Annotated in this window: 15 protein-coding genes; 9 read left to right on the forward strand and 6 right to left on the reverse strand. The window is 60.6% G+C overall.

Annotated features, from left to right (window positions below; all coding sequences use genetic code 11):
• The 4 genes from cimA to NW852_RS06060 all read left to right on the forward strand — a co-directional run.
• Positions 1 to 1,539, forward strand: a 1,539-nt coding sequence (gene cimA / locus NW852_RS06045) for a citramalate synthase (protein WP_414426552.1), incomplete at its 5' end; no start/stop codon positions are given.
• 90 nt (positions 1,540 to 1,629) lie between these two features.
• A complete protein-coding gene (gene coaE / locus NW852_RS06050; RefSeq protein ID WP_414365981.1) occupies positions 1,630 to 2,289 on the forward strand; it encodes a dephospho-CoA kinase in 660 nt (219 codons plus the stop codon).
• 36 nt (positions 2,290 to 2,325) lie between these two features.
• Entirely contained in the window at positions 2,326 to 2,853 is a 528-nt protein-coding gene (locus NW852_RS06055; protein WP_414365980.1) for a hypothetical protein, read from the forward strand.
• Positions 2,854 to 2,934: 81 nt separating this feature from the next.
• Entirely contained in the window at positions 2,935 to 4,908 is a 1,974-nt protein-coding gene (locus tag NW852_RS06060; protein ID WP_414372222.1) for a DNA polymerase III subunit gamma/tau, read from the forward strand.
• 177 nt (positions 4,909 to 5,085) lie between these two features.
• Here the strand turns inward: NW852_RS06060 and NW852_RS06065 are convergent, their stop codons facing one another.
• Entirely contained in the window at positions 5,086 to 5,505 is a 420-nt protein-coding gene (locus NW852_RS06065) for a VOC family protein (RefSeq protein ID WP_414365978.1), read from the reverse strand.
• Positions 5,506 to 5,705: 200 nt separating this feature from the next.
• Here NW852_RS06065 and topA point away from each other — a divergent pair, with 200 nt between their 5' ends.
• Positions 5,706 to 8,459, forward strand: coding sequence for a type I DNA topoisomerase (gene topA, locus NW852_RS06070; protein WP_414426553.1), 2,754 nt, complete (start codon positions 5,706 to 5,708; stop codon positions 8,457 to 8,459).
• A 233-nt stretch (positions 8,460 to 8,692) separates the two neighbouring features.
• On the opposite strand, the gene NW852_RS06075 is transcribed toward topA, so the two are convergent.
• The 4 genes from NW852_RS06075 to grxD all read right to left on the reverse strand — a co-directional run bounded on the left by NW852_RS06075 (position 8,693) and on the right by grxD (position 11,747).
• Complete coding sequence (locus NW852_RS06075; RefSeq protein ID WP_414426554.1) at positions 8,693 to 10,255, reverse strand: B12-binding domain-containing radical SAM protein; 1,563 nt, start codon at positions 10,253 to 10,255, stop codon at positions 8,693 to 8,695.
• Between the two features lie 453 nt (positions 10,256 to 10,708).
• The gene (locus NW852_RS06080; RefSeq protein WP_414365975.1) at positions 10,709 to 11,059 is read right to left on the reverse strand and encodes a phage holin family protein; all 351 of its coding nucleotides are present in this window, start codon (positions 11,057 to 11,059) and stop codon (positions 10,709 to 10,711) included.
• A 39-nt stretch (positions 11,060 to 11,098) separates the two neighbouring features.
• Positions 11,099 to 11,401 (reverse strand): BolA family protein, encoded by a 303-nt coding sequence (locus NW852_RS06085; RefSeq protein ID WP_414372226.1) that lies wholly within the window; start codon positions 11,399 to 11,401, stop codon positions 11,099 to 11,101.
• A gap of 7 nt (positions 11,402 to 11,408) precedes the next feature.
• Positions 11,409 to 11,747 (reverse strand): Grx4 family monothiol glutaredoxin, encoded by a 339-nt coding sequence (gene grxD / locus NW852_RS06090; RefSeq protein ID WP_414365983.1) that lies wholly within the window; start codon positions 11,745 to 11,747, stop codon positions 11,409 to 11,411.
• A 186-nt stretch (positions 11,748 to 11,933) separates the two neighbouring features.
• Between grxD and cysE the strand changes: the two genes are divergently transcribed.
• The 4 genes from cysE to NW852_RS06110 all read left to right on the forward strand — a co-directional run bounded on the left by cysE (position 11,934) and on the right by NW852_RS06110 (position 15,798).
• Positions 11,934 to 12,764, forward strand: coding sequence for a serine O-acetyltransferase (gene cysE / locus NW852_RS06095; protein ID WP_414365973.1), 831 nt, complete (start codon positions 11,934 to 11,936; stop codon positions 12,762 to 12,764).
• 188 nt (positions 12,765 to 12,952) lie between these two features.
• Positions 12,953 to 13,297, forward strand: a complete 345-nt coding sequence (locus NW852_RS06100) for a hypothetical protein (protein WP_414372229.1) — start codon at positions 12,953 to 12,955, stop codon at positions 13,295 to 13,297.
• Positions 13,298 to 13,478: 181 nt separating this feature from the next.
• Entirely contained in the window at positions 13,479 to 15,365 is a 1,887-nt protein-coding gene (locus tag NW852_RS06105) for a BamA/TamA family outer membrane protein (RefSeq protein WP_414372231.1), read from the forward strand.
• Between the two features lie 64 nt (positions 15,366 to 15,429).
• Positions 15,430 to 15,798: a hypothetical protein gene (locus NW852_RS06110; protein WP_414366725.1), complete on the forward strand. Its 369-nt coding sequence runs from the start codon at positions 15,430 to 15,432 to the stop codon at positions 15,796 to 15,798.
• On the opposite strand, the gene NW852_RS06115 is transcribed toward NW852_RS06110, so the two are convergent.
• A complete protein-coding gene (locus tag NW852_RS06115; RefSeq protein ID WP_414366727.1) occupies positions 15,795 to 16,877 on the reverse strand; it encodes an Mrp/NBP35 family ATP-binding protein in 1,083 nt (360 codons plus the stop codon). The two genes, NW852_RS06110 and NW852_RS06115, sit on opposite strands and share 4 nt — an antisense overlap.
• Positions 16,878 to 17,087: the final 210 nt, after the last annotated feature.

Below are 17,087 nucleotides of genomic sequence, written 5' to 3' on the forward strand. Positions count from 1 at the left end.
CTGGGGATCCCGTTTATCGAGGGGGGCTGGCCGGGGGCCAATCCCAAGGATGTGCAGTTTTTCTGGCAACTGCGGGAAGAGCCTCTGGAGCAGGCGGAGCTGGTGGCCTTTTGCTCCACCCGCAAGCCGGGGCGGCGGGCGGCTGACGACCCCCTGCTGCAGGCCATCTTGGCGGCGGGCACCCGCTACGTGACGGTGTTCGGCAAGTCCTGGGATCTGCATGTGACTGAGGGGCTGGGCACCACCTTGGCCGAAAACCTGGCCATGATCCGCGACACCATTACCTATTTGCGCTCCCAGGGGCGACGGGTGATCTACGATGCTGAGCACTGGTTTGACGCCTATCGCCATAACTCCGACTACGCCCTGCAAACCCTCGTGGCGGCGGCAGAAGCGGGGGCAGAGTGGCTGGTTCTCTGCGATACCAACGGCGGATCCCTGCCCCCCGAGATTGCCGCCATCACCGCAGCCGTCTTGGCCGAGTCCCATCACCTGGGGCATTTGCCCCTGGGGATCCACACCCACAACGATTCCGGCACTGCTGTGGCCAATGCCCTGGCGGCAGTCCAGGCGGGGGCGCGCATGGTGCAAGGCACCATCAACGGCTATGGGGAGCGCTGTGGCAACGCCGACCTGTGCAGCGTCATCCCCAACCTGCAACTAAAGCTGGGCTACCGCTGTCTGCCGGAAGGGAAGCTGCAACACCTGACGGAGATCTCCCGCGCCATCAGCGAGGTGGTCAACCTGGCTCCGGATGACCATGCCCCCTTTGTGGGCCGGTCGGCCTTTGCCCACAAGGGCGGGATCCACGTTAGCGCCGTCCAGAAAAACCCCCTCACCTACGAGCACATTGCCCCGGAGCAGGTGGGCAACTGCCGGCGCATCGTGGTTTCGGAACAAGCGGGGCTGAGCAATATCCTCAGCAAAGTGGCCGGCTTCGGGATCCGGCTGGACAAGTCAGATCCCCAAGCCCGCTTGATCCTAGAGCGGTTGAAGACCCTGGAGCTGCAGGGCTATCAGTTTGAGGCGGCTGAGGCCAGCTTTGAGCTGCTGGTGCGGGAGCTGTTAGGTCAGCGCTTGCATCCATTTGAGGTGCTTAGCTTTAATGTCAGCACCACTACCCGCTCCGACTGGAGCAGCAAAGACTGGGATCCCAGTGGTGAGGCGGGGGATGTGCAGTCCTTGGCGGCGGTGAAGATTGCGGTGCAAGGGCAGACGCGGGTAACGGCAGCGGAAGGCAATGGGCCGGTGGCGGCTTTGGATGGGGCGCTGCGCAAAGCCTTGCTGGAGTTCTACCCCCAACTGGAAGGGATTCACCTGGCCGACTACAAAGTGCGCATCTTGGATGGGCGGGCCGGCACCTCGGCAAAAACGCGGGTGCTGGTGGAGTTCAGCGATGGCCACCGCCGCTGGACCACGGTGGGAGTTTCCACCAACATCATCGAAGCCTCCTGCCGGGCCTTGGTGGAAGGCTTAGAGTATAGTCTCTTGACAGCACCTTGCCTTTCCCCAGCCTCTGCCCAGATGGCCTCTCCTTGAGGGGGATCTGCAACCATCTCCCCTCTCCCAGAGGGAGAGGGGCCGGGGGTGAGAGGCTGGCTCTAACTTGTGTGAAATCGTACAGCTCCCATGAGAATCATCGGCTTGACGGGCGGCATAGCCACCGGTAAATCCACAGTGGCCCGCATCTTGGAACGGCACGGGATCCCAGTGGCCGATGCGGATCAGATGGCCCGCCAGGCCTTGGCGGTGGGATCCCCCATCCGCGAGCGGGTGCTGCAGCGCTATGGCCAGGCCATCCGGGATCCCTCTGGAGAGCTGGATCGCCGCCAGTTAGGGCAGATTATCTTTGCCGATGCCGCCGAGCGGGCCTGGCTGGAAGCCCAGATTCACCCGTTTGTCAAAGCGCGGCTGCGGGAGTTTCTCCAGTCTCACGGAGCCTCTGTGCCGCCTGAGGAAGGGGTTGCAAATCCTCAAAAGGACGGCCCTCCCACCGTTTGCCTGATGATCCCGCTGCTGTTTGAGGCCCACATGGAAAACTGGGTCAGCGAGATCTGGGTGGTGACCTGTACCCCTGAGCAGCAGCGGCAGCGCCTGGCCCAGCGGGATCCCCTCCTGACACCGGCAGAAATTGAAGCTCGCCTGGCCAGCCAGTGGCCCCTAGAGGAAAAGGCCTGTCGCGCCCATGTAGTGCTGGACAATTCTGGATCCCTGGCGGAGCTGGAAGCCCAGGTGCAGCAAGCGCTGGCTTCCCAGAAACCCCTGGCCTCGCCCCAGCAGGCTGGATAGAGTAGCGGATGGGGATGGTGGGTTGAGGAAGAGTCGATGCAAGAAACGATTTGCGGCGGCGAGCCTGTTGGCGATAGCAGGGCAGAGTCCTGGTGGGTGCAAGCGCTGGCGGCGCGGGAGCAGGAGATCGAGGCGTTGAGGGAGCGCAACCGCCTGCTGCAGAGCCAGATCGATCTTTTGGAGCTGCGCCAAGAAAAGCAACACCGACAGATTCGCAGCTATGAGGCCGAGATCGAGCAGCTCTACCAAGAAAAGCAGGTGCTGGAGCAGATGATCCAGGAGCTACCAGAGCTCTACCGACGTAAGCTGCAGGCCCGCCTGCAACCCATCCGCGAGCGCATCGCCGCCATTCAGGCGGAAAATCGTCGGCTCAAGAGGGAGCTGTACCAGCTCAGCTACCGCCTGCAGCACGTGGACCAACTGGATGCCCCCCGCTGGAAGCTGCAGCTGCCCCGGATAGCTCTCCTGCGCCGCCGGGATCCCAACGGCCGGCGGCCAAAAGCTCTACCCACCCAGGAGGTGGCATCACCCAGCGTCGCTCCTGAGGGGCAAGGGGCAGAATAGGGGAGCCCTCTGGGATTGCCTCCGCATCGCCCGGCGATAGCGGTCTCGGCTGGGGCGCTGCTTGCTCGGAGATCTTCGGAAATGGCCGCCGCTGGCAAGTACGAACCCCTGCATCTGAAATACCGCCCGCAGCGTTTTGCCGATGTGGTGGGCCAAGGGGCGGTGGTGCAGACTTTGGCCAATGCCATCCGGCAAAACCGGGTGGCGCCGGCCTACTTGTTCTGTGGTCCGCGCGGCACGGGCAAGACCTCCAGCGCCCGCATTCTAGCCAAGTCCTTAAATTGCGAGCAGGGGCCAACACCGGATCCCTGTCAGGTGTGCAGCCAGTGCCGCGCCATCACCGCCGGCTCTTCTTTAGATGTGATTGAGATCGACGCGGCCAGCAACACCGGCGTGGACAACATCCGCGAGCTGATCGAGCGGGCCCAGTTTGCGCCGGTAAATAGCCGCTACAAGGTCTATGTCATCGACGAGTGCCACATGCTCAGCAATGCCGCCTTCAACGCTTTGCTGAAGACCCTGGAAGAGCCGCCCCCCCGCGTGGTGTTTGTCCTGGCCACCACCGACCCGCAGCGGGTTCTGCCTACCGTCGTTTCCCGCTGTCAGCGCTTTGACTTCCGCCGCATCCCCCTCGAGGACATGGTGGCCCACCTGGGCCAGATCGCCGCCCAGGAAGGGATCCCCATCACGGCAGAAGCCTTGCAGCTGGTGGCCCAGCTTGCCCAGGGGGGGCTAAGGGATGCCGAACGGCTGCTGGATCAGCTTAGCTTGCTGGAGGGATCCATCACCCCAGAAGCCGTGTGGGACTTGGTGGGCGGGATCCCGGAACGGCAGCTTTTGGAGTTGACGGATGCCCTGCTGGCTGACGATGTAGAGGGGGTGCTGGCTCAAACGCGGCAATTGCTGGAGCGGGGCAAAGAGCCCCTGGTGGTGCTGCAGAACCTGGTGGCTTTTTACCGGGATCTGCTCCTGGCCAAGACGGCCCCCCAGCAGCGGCAGTTGGCAGCGGTAACGGATCCCACCTGGGCAGCCTTGCAACAGCGGGCCCCTCGCTACTCGGTGGAGATGCTGCTGGCGGCCCAGAGCCATCTGCGCCAGTGCGAGCCGCAAATTCGCCAGAGCGGGCAACCCCAACTTTGGCTGGAAATTGCTCTGCTGGATCTGCTGGGCCAGCTGCGCACAGGGGCTGCAGCCAGCGCCGCGATCCCCCTTGCCTCTGCGGGCTTACCTTCTGCTGAGAAAAGTGTCGATGTCCCCCCTCGCACCCCAGCAGAACAAAAGCAGAGGGCTACAGCAACAGCCACCCCAGAGTCCTTCACCCCTTCCCCTAGCCCAGCAGGGGACTTGACGCCCCTGCCGCAAGGACCCAGCCCACAAGAGCCGCTCCCTCCGGAAAAGGCAAAGGATCCGGCGTCTGCCCAGGTGTTGCGGCCCCGCTGGGAGCAGTTTCTTGAAAACCTCCGCCCCATCACGCGAGGGCTATTGGCATCCGGCCATTTGCAGCAGGAGGCTCTTGTTTGGCTCGATGGGACGGAGACCTTAGAAATTACCCTTGCTTTTCCCAATAAGGGCCTGGTGGAGAAAGTGCGCAGCAAAGAAGCCGAGGTACACTCTGCTCTTTACAACCTGCTGCGGCGCCCGGTGCGGCTGAAGCTGGTGGTACAGCCACCGCCTCGCCTACGGGAGGGGCATGCTGGCCCAGCTGCGGCCCGTGACCCAAGGTTGGAGAGCAGCCCTCCTTCCCCCGAGCTCCCTCTTCCAAGACAGGCGGAGCTGAGGGCCCCGCAATCTACTGCCCCAGTGGTGCAAACCGCAAGGTCACCCTCCTACGACCTGGCCCATGAGCTGGCGGAGGTGGCCCGTCGGTTTGCCGAGCATTTCAACGGCAGCCTGATAGATTTGCAAGGGATCCTGCCCTCGCCCAAGGAGGCGACGGCAGAACTGTCCGCTCTCGAGAGCCTGGAGGCAGAAGGAGCCCCGGATCTGGGTGAAACCTACGGCCCGCCGGCAACCGAGTCCCCCCTAGCCCCCGAAGAGGGGGAGCTGCCTTTCTAGGCACTATTTTGGGGCGCTGGTTTTGCCCCTGCCGCTTTTGCTGGCCCGCCAAGGAACGCCTCTAGCGCTGGGATCCCTAAGGGCCAGCTCAGCTAGAGAGAGCGACCGCCTCCACCCGCATCCGCTCGTTCCATCAATTAAGGAGATATTCCCTGGAGCCCTGCGTCGGGGCAAACCTTATTCTAATCCTGGGGATCCCTGGGGGCGGATGAGCTCGATCGGCAGGCCATCGGGATCGGCGATGAACGCTACCTCATAGACTTGGCCGCCAATTTGCTGGCGTTGCGGCGGCAACAGCAAGGTGAGGGGCACCTGCGCCTCCAGATGCTGCAGATAGTCGGCCAGGGATCCCCATTCAGGGCCAATCTCCAAAGAGGGATGGTAGTAGCCTACATAGTGAGGATCCCCGAAAGGATCCGGCGCGGGATGGGGCTGCGGCACCTGCATCAGCTCCAGGCGACCCCAGGGGCTGTGCATCCAACAGGCTAAGGTGATCCCGGCGGTAAACCGTTCTTCCACCACAAAGCCCAGCCCCTCGTAAAAGGCGATGGAGCGAAAAATATCGGCGGTGCGAATAGAAAAGTGATGCAGCTTCATGGTTGTGCTAAGAGGTCGAATAGGAGCAGACTGCCCAGGTCAACCGCCCAGAACCGCTAGCCAAGCGCAAGCAGACTTGCTAGGCTCCAGAAGAAGCAGCGATGGATCCATAGGTAGACCCGATTGTGGGCGCTGATCCGCCGTACCCCTGGGTCGGGAGGCTCACCACCTTCAGTCGATTCCTTCTAGTCAACATCATCATGCCCAAGCTGGTCATTGTCGAATCTCCCACCAAAGCCCGTACCATCCGCGGCTTCTTGCCCGCCGGCTATGAGGTGCAAGCCTCGATGGGACATGTACGCGATCTGCCGGAGTCGGCCTCTGACATTCCTGAGGAGGTGAAGGGAGAAGAGTGGAGCCGTCTCGGAGTCAATGTCCACGCCAACTTCGAGCCTCTCTACGTGATCCCGAAGGACAAAAGAAAGGTAGTCAAAGAGCTGAAGGAGGCGCTCAAGAAAGCCGACGAGCTGATTCTGGCCACTGACGAAGACCGGGAGGGGGAAAGTATCAGTTGGCACCTGCAACAGGTGCTGCAGCCCAAGGTGCCCACCCGCCGCATGGTGTTCCATGAGATCACCCGCGAGGCCATTCAGGAGGCGCTGCAAAATTGCCGTGAGGTGGACGAGCAACTGGTGCGGGCCCAAGAGACGCGCCGCATCTTGGATCGCCTGGTGGGTTACACTCTGTCGCCGCTGCTGTGGAAAAAAATTGCCCCCAAACTCTCGGCAGGTCGGGTGCAATCGGTGGCGGTGAAGCTCTTGGTGGATCGGGAGCGGGAGCGGCGCGCCTTTAAAAAAGCCACCTACTGGGATCTGAAAGCGGATTTGCAACCGAGGACAGCAGGCCAAGCCGCCTCCTTCCCGGCAGAGCTGGTGAGCCTGGGCGGCAAACGTCTGGCCAGCGGACAAGACTTCGATCCCAGCACCGGGCAGCTCATCGCCGGACGGGATGTGGTGCTGTTGGATCAAGCCCAGGCCGAGGCCCTACGGGATCGCCTGCTGGGGAAAGCTTGGGTCGTCAGCTCGGTTGAAGAACGCCCCTCCACCCGCAAGCCCGCCCCTCCTTTTACCACCTCCACGCTGCAACAGGAGGCCAACCGCAAGCTGCGCCTGTCGGCTCAGCAGACGATGCGCATCGCCCAAAAGCTCTATGAAGAGGGCTACATCACCTACATGCGTACCGACTCGGTACACCTGTCGGAACAGGCCATCCGCGCTGCCCGCGCCTGCGTGGAGTCGATGTACGGCAAGGAGTACCTCAGCCCCGAACCTCGGCAGTACACCACCAAAACCAAGGGGGCGCAAGAAGCCCACGAGGCCATTCGTCCCGCCGGGTCAGAATTTCGCCTGCCCAGCCAAACCCCCCTCACAGGGCAGGAGCTAGCCCTCTACGACCTGATCTGGAAGCGTACCGTCGCTAGCCAAATGGCCGAGGCACGACAGACCCACACCATTGTGCTCATCACGGTGGATGATGCGGTGTTTCGGGCCAGTGGCAAGCGCATCGATTTTCCCGGCTTCTTCCGCGCCTATGTGGAGGGATCCGACGACCCAGAGGCGGCTTTGGAAGATCGGGAAGTGCACCTGCCCCTGTTGCGGCAGGGGGATCCCTTGAGCTGCCTGCAGTTGGAGCCGGTGGGCCACGAAACCCAGCCGCCGCCTCGCTTTACGGAGGCTTCCCTGGTCAAGGTGTTGGAAAGTGAGGGGATTGGCCGCCCCAGCACCTACGCCACCATCCTGAACACCATCATGAGCCGTGGCTACGTGAGGTCGATGGGGAACGCTCTTGTGCCCACCTACACAGCCTTTGCGGTTACCGAGCTACTGGAAAAATACTTTCCCAACTTAGTGAACACCCGCTTCACCGCCGAGATGGAGCAAACCCTCGATGACATCGCTTCTGGCCAGGCAGACTGGCTGCCCTATTTGCGCCACTTCTTTCTGGGAGAGCAGGGTCTAGAAGGCCAGGTGAAGGCGCGCGAGTTGGAAATCGACTCCGGCCTGGCCCGCTCCATTCACCTGGAGAACCTGCCTGTCAAGATCGGCATTGGCCCCTACGGCCCCTATGTGTCGGTAGAGACTGAATCGGGAGAGGTGCGCGCCAACCTGCCGGAGGATATTCCCCCCGCCGATCTCAGCGCCGAACACATCGAGGAACTCATTCGGCGCAAGCAGGAAGGTTCCAAGCCCATCGCCTTCCACCCGGAAACCCAAGAGCCGGTCTACGTGATTCCCCAGGGTCCCTACGGCCCTTATGTGCAGTTGGGGGAAGTGTCGGAGAAGAACAAAAAGCCCAAGCGCACCTCCCTCCCCAAAGGGCTGAAGCCGGAGGAGGTCACCCCTGAGATTGCCCTCGAGCTGCTCAGCCTGCCGCGCACGTTGGGGGAGCACCCAGAGTCGGGGAAGAAGGTGCAAGCAGGGATTGGCCGCTTCGGCCCCTACGTGGTCTGCGACGGGGATTTCCGCTCGCTGCCTGCCGATGAGAATGTGCTGACCATCAGCTTGGAGCGGGCGCTGGAGCTGCTGGCCCAGCCCAAAAAAGGCCGTGGGCGCGGCTCGGCCAAACCCCTGCGCGAGCTGGGATCCCATCCTGAGGATGGCGAAGCGGTCACTTTGCACGACGGCCCGTACGGGCTGTATGTCAAACACGGCAAGGTCAATGCTTCTTTGCCCAAGGAGATCCCTGCCGAAGCAGTCACCCTGGAAATGGCCCTGCAGGTGTTGGCCGAAAAAGAAGGTTCTTCTGTCAAAGGGAAAGCCCTCTCAACCAGCAAAGCCAAAATGAAGGCCAGCATGACAGGCCAGCAGGCCAAGGCGGCTGGACTGCGGCAGCGGCGCGGAGCACAAGCAGCTTCCACCGGCGGTGGGATGGCCAAGGAGCCCCAGGCGAATGGTTCAGCTCCGTCTAGATCCCGTTCCACCATTTTGAAGGTCACTCCCAAAGCTAGCTCCTGAGGACAGCTTCTCAGGTTGGGATGGCACCAGACCCCCTGCTTGGGGTGGAGTAAGGAGCCGGTGCAGATGTTAGGGCTGCGGATTCAAGACAAAAGAGCTGTTCAGGGAACCCCACCCCAGCGGCTGAACAGCTCCACGGCCAACCAATCTCCAGCGGTCTAGGCCTGCAGAGAGCCCCCCTGAAGAGCCCAGAGGGATCCCAGCCCCAGTGCTGCAAACTGTCGTCGTCGCATTTATCCTGACGATGAGTCGGCAGGCAACGGATCGTATCCTAGTTGCTGGCTGAGGCGAGCGCGGGCCAACTCCCGGTACTCCCAAAAGTGTTCCCCTGCCGCGCACAAACCCAAATACAGGTTCAGCAGGCTGGGCTTGCGCCGCCAAATTGTCCACAGTTGTCGCCAAAATTGGGCGCGAATTTGCGGGTGGCGGATCCCTTGTTGCCAAATGAGCTGGAGAAGGAGGTGGATCCCTTTCTGAAGGGGCAGCCTCATCACTTGTCGCCGGCCTGCTTTAACCCCTATATTCAGGCATTGTCGCAGACAACGAGAGAGATATCGCGCTGGCTCATACAACTTCCAAAAACTCTCCAGATATTCCCGGGCAATTTCAGATGGAGAACGGGTGGGAATAAAGTTCATCAGCGTGTTTTGATCCCCAAATTCGGTGACGCCAATTCCCTCCAGCAACCGCTGCTCTTTTTTGAGGCGATTCCACAGTTGGGTGTTGGGTAGAGCCTGTAAAATGCCCAACATCGGCTGAGGAATACCGGTCTGCTCGACAAAAGCCTGAATGCGCTCCCCCGCACCTGGCCGCTCTCCGTCAAAGCCCAGAATAAACCCGGCGTAGATCAACAGCCCAGCATCGTTGATCTTGCGACAAGCCTCTACCAGGGGGTGGCGGGTATTCTGTAGCTTTTGAGTCATCTGTAAGCTGTCTTGGTCTGGGGTCTCAATACCCAGAAAGACCGCATAGAACCCCGCTTCTACCATCAACTGCATCAACTCTTCATCTTCAGCTAGGTTGACAGAAGCCTCTGTCATAAAGGTAAATGGATAGTTGCGCTCCTTGCTCCACGGGATCAGCTCGCGTAAAAATCGCTTGACATTGCGCTGGTTGCCGATAAAGTTGTCATCCACCACAAAGACCGAGCCACGCCAGCCCAGGTCGTAGAGGGCTTGCAGCTCGGCAAGCATTTGGCTTGGCTCTTTGGTTCTGGGCTTGCGTCCATAAAGAGAGATGATGTCACAAAACTCGCAATTAAAGGGGCAACCCCGCGAGAATTGCACTGACATCATGAAGTATTGATCCATGCGCAGCAGGTCAAATCTCGGCAGAGGGCTTTGGGTGACATCTGGCTTTTCTGTGGCTCGAAAAATGCCCACTTCTTGCCCAGATTCTAGAGCCTTGACAAAAGCCGGTATGGTCACTTCCCCTTCGTCCAAAACCAGGTAGTGGGCTCCAGAGTCGAGAGCATCTTGGGGCAGAGAAGTGGGATAGGGCCCTCCCACTGCCACCTTTTTACCCAATTGCACAGCTTTGCGAATTAAGGCGTGAAAATCCTGCTTCTGCACCAGCATGGCCGACAGGATCACCAGGTCACACCACTGCCAATCGGCTTCCGTTTCGGGGGCAACATTGCGATCCACAAAGCGAAGCTCCCAGTCCTGGGGCAACAGAGCGGCAACTGTGATCAAGCCCAGAGGTGGCATCAGTGCTTTCAGACCGACCATCTCAATGGTGCGATTGTATGACCAGAAAGATTGGGGAAAGCGAGGATAGAGCAACAACGCCTTCATACCCGTCAGCTCCTAAATTGTAGATTCTGATCTAACACGGGCCGTTCCAAGCAAGTTAAAGACTCTCCTCTGGCCCTCTGCACTGCTGCAACCATCTCTACAAAAAAAGGAGCTGGAGATCTACACAACAAGCAGTTTGGATGCGATTTGCAATAACCCTGGCGTGCTGTTTCCTATTTCGAGTGGCTGTGGTTGTCAGCAACAAAGATAGAGGGCTAGCGGGATACAATCTTGCTGAAGAGAGGTTCGAGGTGGCCTGGCAGGACTTTATCCCGGCTTGTGCGAGCGCACGAATATCCCAGTTCTTGGTTCAGAGTTGAAACCTACCTATAATGGATTTTCCAGCATTAAGCCAAGTATGGAAACACCTCCCTGGCTAGGAGGGATCCTAACCAGTCGCTTGCTGGATCACAGGATGCGGAAAGGTTTTATCCCTTCACGAGAAATTCAAGCCTAGCTGGCTTGCTCGAAGATGCGCTGAACCAAGCCGCTGACGAGGGAGAGCACGATGGCACCGACAAACGCCCAACCAAAGTTGTCGATGTTGAAAGCATCTCCGGCCAAGAAGTCGGCAATGGCTAAGCAGATGCCGTTTAAAATCAGCCAAAACAAACCTAGCGTCAGGATTGTAATCGGCAGGGTGATCAACTGCAGAAACGGCTTCACCAAGCTGTTGACTAGCCCAATAGCCAGTGCCGCTACCAAGGCACCTCCAAACCCGGAGACGTGGATCCCGGGCAAAAGCCAAGCCAAAATCATCACGCTCAAGGCCGACATCAGCCAGGTGGCCAAAAGCGCTGCCATACTTCCTCCCTTACCCCGCCGGGGCAGCTATTTCGCCCTCTATGTTATCCAATCGTGAGGGATCCCGGCTGCCGACACCTCTTCCGGGCTGTAAGTTTGCAACGCCAAAGCATGGATACTCTGCCCCATCTCCTCAGCCAGAGCGGCGTACACCAAGCGGTGTCGTTGCAGAGAAGTTTTGCCGGCAAACAGAGGCGACACCACCTGCACGCGGTAGTGCCCCCCGGATCCCTGCTGCCGTCCCCTATGGCCAGCGTGGCGGTGGGATTCGTCCTCTACATAGGCGTAGGTGGCCTGTAGTTTCTCGGCCAGGAGCTGCCGAAGGCGGTTCGGGGTGAGCATGGGATCTTCAAGATTGAGTGCTGGCCTTGGCAAAAGCCGCCTCCACCAGGGGGCGCAGCTCGTTGCGGGCGTGCATCTCTTGGAGGATGTCGCAGCCGCCCACAAACTCCCCGTCAATGTAGATTTGCGGAATGGTCGGCCAGTTGGAAAACTCTTTGATCCCTTGGCGAAGCTCGGGATCCTCCAGCACGTTAATTGCTGTGTAGGGGAAGCCCAAGCTATCCAATATGCGAACGGCAGCGTAGGAAAACCCACATAGGGGCATTTCTGGGGTGCCCTTCATATAAATCAGCACTTTGTGGGTACGAACCTGGTTGCGGATTTTCTCTTCCAAAAGGGGATCCAGCATGGTAGCCAGCCAGTTTAGCGACAACAGGGGACAGGCAAATTCAGCTCCTATCGTAATCTCATTTTCATCCACTTTTGACGAAAAGCGTCAACAGGCATCCTGGAGCCTGGCGGGGGCTCCCCCTGCTGACGACAAAAAGTGCTAGAAGGGGAAGCAGTGGAGGTTTCTCACCGGAGGCCATTCATGCTAACGGAGTCCTCTCGCGCCAGCAGGACAGAGTCCTCTCGCGTTAGCGGGACGGAGTCCTTGCCGTCGGCGGTGGAAAGCCCTGAGACAGGGGGGAGTGATTCTTCCTCTTCTGCCAAGCCGGAGCCAAAACTGGGGTTCTGGCAGCAATTCTGGGAAGACATCGACTGCGTCTTCGAGCGGGATCCGGCGGCGCGCAACCGCTGGGAGGTACTTTTCACCTACCCCGGGGTACATGCTCTCTTCCTACACCGCATCGCCCATTGGCTGTGGCAGCGGCGCTGCTTTTTTCTGGCCCGCTTGCTCAGTTTCATTTCTCGCTCCTTTACGTTGATCGAAATCCACCCGGCAGCCCGGATTGGACGGCGCTTTTTCATTGACCATGGTTGTGGCGTGGTGATCGGGGAGACGGCGGAAATTGGCGATGACGTCACCCTCTACCACGGGGTTACCTTGGGGGGCACCTCTTGGACCAAAGGTAAACGGCATCCCACCCTAGAAGATGGGGTGATCGTGGGCACAGGGGCGAAGATCCTGGGGCCAGTTCGCATCGGCGCCAGAGCCCGCATCGGGGCCAATGCAGTGGTGATTCAAGATGTGGCCCCCGGCATGACGGTAGTCGGGATCCCAGGTCGAGCGGTCATCCCACCCCATCAACGCCGCATCCCCGCCCACGGCATCGACCTCGATCACCACCTCATGCCTGACCCGGTGGGACGGGCAATCGAGCAGTTGTTGCACCGCATTCAAGAGCTGGAAGCCCAGGTGGCCCGTCTTAGCCAAGAGCGGGAGCGGGCCCAACCAGATGGTTCAGGGGCAGGTGACTAGCTCGGCAGTATCCGCATGGGGGCGTAAGTTTCTGAGGCTTTCCCTGGAAGAGGGCAGAGTTCGCAGCTTCCTCAGGCGCAGGGGAGAAGCTTGCCCTGTTGCGTAACCCTTTTTGCGGCAAAGGGGTGGAGCCATTTCAGCAGGGCGAGCTAGGGTGCTAGCATCTCGGCTCTACGGGGAAAACGGTGATGATGTCGGCCAAACCCCTCTCTGGGGCAGCAGCTCTGCTCTGCCTAGGCCTAGCTCCAGCCGCTCTGGCCCAGACGCTCCTGCCGGAGCAAACGGTGCTCCTCGACAGCAGACAGAACAGCGCCACCCCTCTACAAAGCAATGTCCTACAAAACATTGTCTTCGTCGTGCCCAACACCCCAACGCAGCACTTCGCCGGCAGATGGGGTTGGCGCAGCAGCCCCTCACCGCCCCCTGCCCCCATCACAATCCTTATCCTCAACTCCCAAGCCAACCTGTCCGCCGAGGCAGCCGAGCCGCAGACCTGTGGCCAGCGCTGCCAGGGATCCCTGCGCCTGCCGTAAAGAAGAGGCGGCTGCTTGCACTTCAGACTGCCCAAGCCCGCAATCCGGCTCGCGGCAATGCTCGGATCCGCAGGGATGGGGGTTGATATAATTCAGGGCAATTGTCCACCGCTGGGCGGCAGAGGGTTTTAGTGCAATCTTGGCCCAGCTTTCCAATCTTTGTGGTGTGCGAGGGATCCCTATGAATTGTTCCAGGCAACTCTGCCCTTGGCTAGCTTCAGCCCTGACCTGTGGGATGGTGCTACACACCGCTGCAGCTTGGGCACAACCCCAACCCGGCACCCTGGATCTGCGCACCGGTGGCGATGCCCCCGCCCAACCCACCCCCACACCTACCCCCGCCGCCGGCGAGCCAGAAGTTGAAGTTTTGGTGGCAGAAGTGGTGGTCGAGGGTACCGACGACCCAGAGCTGATCGAGCAGGTTTACAAGGCTATTCGCACCCGCGCCGGCGAGGTCTCCACTCGTTCCCAACTGCGGGAAGACATCAACGCCGTGTTTGCCACCGGTTTTTTTGCCGATGTGCGGGCGGTGCCTTCCGATACGCCTCTGGGGGTGCGAGTCACCTTTGAAGTCAAGCCCAACCCCACCCTCAAAGCCGTGCGCACGGAAGGGGCAAAAGTTTTGGATCCGGAGGTGCTCCAGAAGGCCTTTGCCGACCAGGAAGGGCGGGTGCTCAACTTTGGCAAGTTGCAAGCGGCGGTGGCCGAGATTGAGCAGTGGTATGCCGACAAGGGCTACGTGCTGGCCAAAGTGACAGATGTGCGCTCCTCCGAAGATGGCACTCTCACCCTGGAAATTGCCGAAGGGGAGATCGAGGATATTCGCGTGCAGGGCAACACCAAAACCCGCGACTTCATCATCACCCGCGAGCTGAAGTCCAAGCCGGGGGATGTGTTCAACCGCAACCAAATCCAGGAAGACCTGCAGGCGGTTTTCAACCTCAACCTCTTTCAGGATGTAAATGTGGGGCTCAACCCCGGCCAGGATCCCGACAAGGTGGTGGTGGTGGTGAACGTGGAAGAGCGCCGCACCGGCACCTTGAGCGGCACCATCGGCGTCAGCTCGGCCACAGGGGTCTTTGCTGGCCTCAGCGTCTCGGAAGAAAACTTGGGCGGCAACAACCAGAGCGCCAGCTTCAATGTGCAGTTGGGCACCAACGAAACTCTGTTTGATTTGAACTTCACCGACCCGCGCATTGCCACGCTGGAGATCCCCACCTCCTACAACGTCAATATCTCCAACCAGCAGAGCTCCAGCTTTGTTTTCAACGAGGGATTGACCTTGCCCAACGGGGATCCCGTGCGCATCAACCGGCTGGGCGGCAGCGTCACCTTCTCGCGTCCCATTGGGGGCAATTGGCGGGCCAGCTTGGGCACCCGCATCCAATTTGTGGAAGCCCGCAACAGCAACGGCGAGCAGGAGCGCTTTGATGTGCTGGGCAACCCGATTACCTTCAGCGCCAGCGGCCAAGACAGCTACACCACCCTGCGGCTCGGCCTCGTCAACGACAGCCGCGACAACCCCAACAGCCCCAGCCAGGGATCCGTCTTTCGCATCTCCAGCGAACAGTCGGTACGTCTTTTCGAGAATGGCCTCAACGCCAACCGCCTCGAGACTAGCTACAGCCAGTTCATTCCCGTCAAACTGTTCGAGACCCGCAGCGAACGACCGCAGGTGCTGGCCTTTGACGTGCGGGCGGGCACCACAATTGGCGACTTGGCTCCCTACGATGCTTTCCCCATCGGCGGGGGCAGCTCGGTGCGGGGATTTTTTGAGGGTGGCGTCGGCTCCGGTCGCAGCTTTGCCACGGCGACGGCGGAGTTGCGTTTTCCCCTTTTCGACCCGGTGGGGGCAGTGGTCTTCGCCGACTACGGCACCGATCTGGGCAGCGGCGCGGCGGTCATCGGCAATCCTGCGGCGGTGCGCAACAAGCCGGGCAGCGGTTTCGGGCTGGGGGCCGGTATCCGCATCCAATCTCCCCTGGGGCCGCTGCGCATTGACTACGCCGTTGGTCAAGGAGAGGCCGGCCAGGCCCAACTGCACTTTGGCATTGGCGAGAAGTTCTAGCTTGGCGGTGGATCTGCTGCCGGCTTGCTATGGTGGGAGCAAGTGCTCGTGAGGGAAGCAACCCATGAAACGGCAACTTGGCCAATCGTTCCGCGGCGGATCTTGGGTACTCTTGCTCTGCGTCAGCCTAGCCCTGGCAGGGTGTGGGCCGTTGGCGCGGCTGGGCATCGGCACAACTCCCATCGCCCAGATCGAACAAAATCCTTCTCGCTACACCAATGTGTACGTCCGCGGTCGTGTGGTCAATCAAATAGGCGTGTTTGGCCAGGGCATGTACGAGATCCAAGACAACAGCGGCTCCCTCTGGGTCATCACCAACAAGGGCCTGCCGGCCATGAACAGCACCGTAACTGTGCGTGGCAAGGCCCAAGAGGGCATTGTGCTGGGGGGACGCAGCTTTGGGGTCTCGTTGGTGGAAGCAGAGCGCTTCTAGCCGGCCCCCAAAGCCAGCATGGAGACGCGGCCCGCCAAAGTTTTGGCAATTTGCCGCAGGGCCTGGGCCGAAGCCGACTCGGGCTGGCCGACCACAATCGGCTGACCCGCATCTCCCCCTTGGCGCAGGGCAATCTCCAACGGGATCCGCCCCAGCAGTGGGATCCCCAGCTCGCGGGCCGTGGTCTCTCCACCGGCTGAGCCGAAGATATCGTACTGGCGATCCGGTAGGTCGGGTGGAATGAAGTAACTCATGTTCTCCACAATGCCGAGAATGGGCACCCCCAACTGGCGAAACATGTTCAAGCCCTTGCGGCTATCCAGCAGGGCCACCGACTGCGGCGTAGTGACGATCACAGCTCCCGCCAGCGGCACCGCCTGCACCAGGGTCAGTTGCGCATCCCCGGTGCCGGGGGGCATGTCCACGATGAGATAGTCCAGCTCCCCCCACTGCACCTGGTAGAGGAATTGCCGGATGACGCCGTTGAGCATCGGCCCCCGCCAGATCACCGGCTGATCCCGCCCCACCAAGAGACCCATCGACACCATCTTGACGCCGTAGTTCTCCAGGGGGAAGATGTCCTCGCCGCCGTCTTCCCGCTTGCGCACCAACAGAGACTGATCCTGCAACCCCAGCATCAGCGGCACATTGGGGCCGTAGATATCGGCATCCAGCAGCCCCACCCGCGCTCCGCTCTGGGCCAGGGCAACCGCCACATTCACCGATACTGAGGTTTTGCCCACCCCCCCCTTGCCGCTGGAGATGGCGATGATGTTGCGCACGCCGGGGACAGACTGGCGATCCGGCAGGGAGGGCGAGCGGGGAGTTTCTGCTGTAACCGTGACCTCGATGGTTTCAACGGGAGCCAGGCGGCGGATGGCAGCCTTGCACTCCTCGACGATGAATTCCCGCAAGGGGCAGGCCGGTGTCGTCAGCACCAGGGTAAAGGCCACCCGCTCCGGCTCGACGCGAATGTCGCGGATCATGTTCAGTTCCACCAGGCTGCGGCGCAGCTCCGGATCTTGAACCGGGCGCAACGCCTCAAGGATAGCGGCAGCATCGAGGGTGGAGGTGGTCATGGCATCAAAAATGAAGTAACGGCTCTATTTTTCACTCTAATCGGTTTTTCTCCAGGGTCCTCGCCCGCTGGCAGGACAGTTGCGAAACTGTCTGCCAACGCTGCCCCTCTGTAGCCGACTGGCCTAGGCTGGCTCTGGTTGGAAGACAAGGCTGTTGGCCGACGGAGGAGGGCAATGGTGCAAGCGCTGATCATGGGAGTCGGTTTGTGG

It is taken from the genome of Synechococcus sp. H60.1 (genome assembly GCF_047462335.1).
In the GTDB taxonomy this organism is placed as follows: Bacteria; Cyanobacteriota; Cyanobacteriia; order Thermostichales; family Thermostichaceae; genus Thermostichus.

Excerpts from the sequence above, each read along its gene's own strand:
- NW852_RS06080 (WP_414365975.1), bottom strand. The coding sequence starts at position 11,059 with ATGGCAGCGCTTTTGGCCACCTGGCTGATGTCGGCCTTGAGCGTGATG.
- cysE (WP_414365973.1), top strand. The coding sequence starts at position 11,934 with ATGCTAACGGAGTCCTCTCGCGCCAGCAGGACAGAGTCCTCTCGCGTT.
- NW852_RS06100 (WP_414372229.1), top strand. The coding sequence starts at position 12,953 with ATGATGTCGGCCAAACCCCTCTCTGGGGCAGCAGCTCTGCTCTGCCTA.
- NW852_RS06060 (WP_414372222.1), top strand. The coding sequence starts at position 2,935 with ATGGCCGCCGCTGGCAAGTACGAACCCCTGCATCTGAAATACCGCCCG.
- NW852_RS06110 (WP_414366725.1), top strand. The coding sequence starts at position 15,430 with ATGAAACGGCAACTTGGCCAATCGTTCCGCGGCGGATCTTGGGTACTC.
- coaE (WP_414365981.1), top strand. The coding sequence starts at position 1,630 with ATGAGAATCATCGGCTTGACGGGCGGCATAGCCACCGGTAAATCCACA.
- NW852_RS06115 (WP_414366727.1), bottom strand. The coding sequence starts at position 16,877 with ATGACCACCTCCACCCTCGATGCTGCCGCTATCCTTGAGGCGTTGCGC.
- NW852_RS06075 (WP_414426554.1), bottom strand. The coding sequence starts at position 10,255 with ATGAAGGCGTTGTTGCTCTATCCTCGCTTTCCCCAATCTTTCTGGTCA.
- NW852_RS06065 (WP_414365978.1), bottom strand. The coding sequence starts at position 5,505 with ATGAAGCTGCATCACTTTTCTATTCGCACCGCCGATATTTTTCGCTCC.
- NW852_RS06085 (WP_414372226.1), bottom strand. The coding sequence starts at position 11,401 with ATGCTCACCCCGAACCGCCTTCGGCAGCTCCTGGCCGAGAAACTACAG.
- NW852_RS06055 (WP_414365980.1), top strand. The coding sequence starts at position 2,326 with ATGCAAGAAACGATTTGCGGCGGCGAGCCTGTTGGCGATAGCAGGGCA.
- NW852_RS06105 (WP_414372231.1), top strand. The coding sequence starts at position 13,479 with ATGAATTGTTCCAGGCAACTCTGCCCTTGGCTAGCTTCAGCCCTGACC.
- topA (WP_414426553.1), top strand. The coding sequence starts at position 5,706 with ATGCCCAAGCTGGTCATTGTCGAATCTCCCACCAAAGCCCGTACCATC.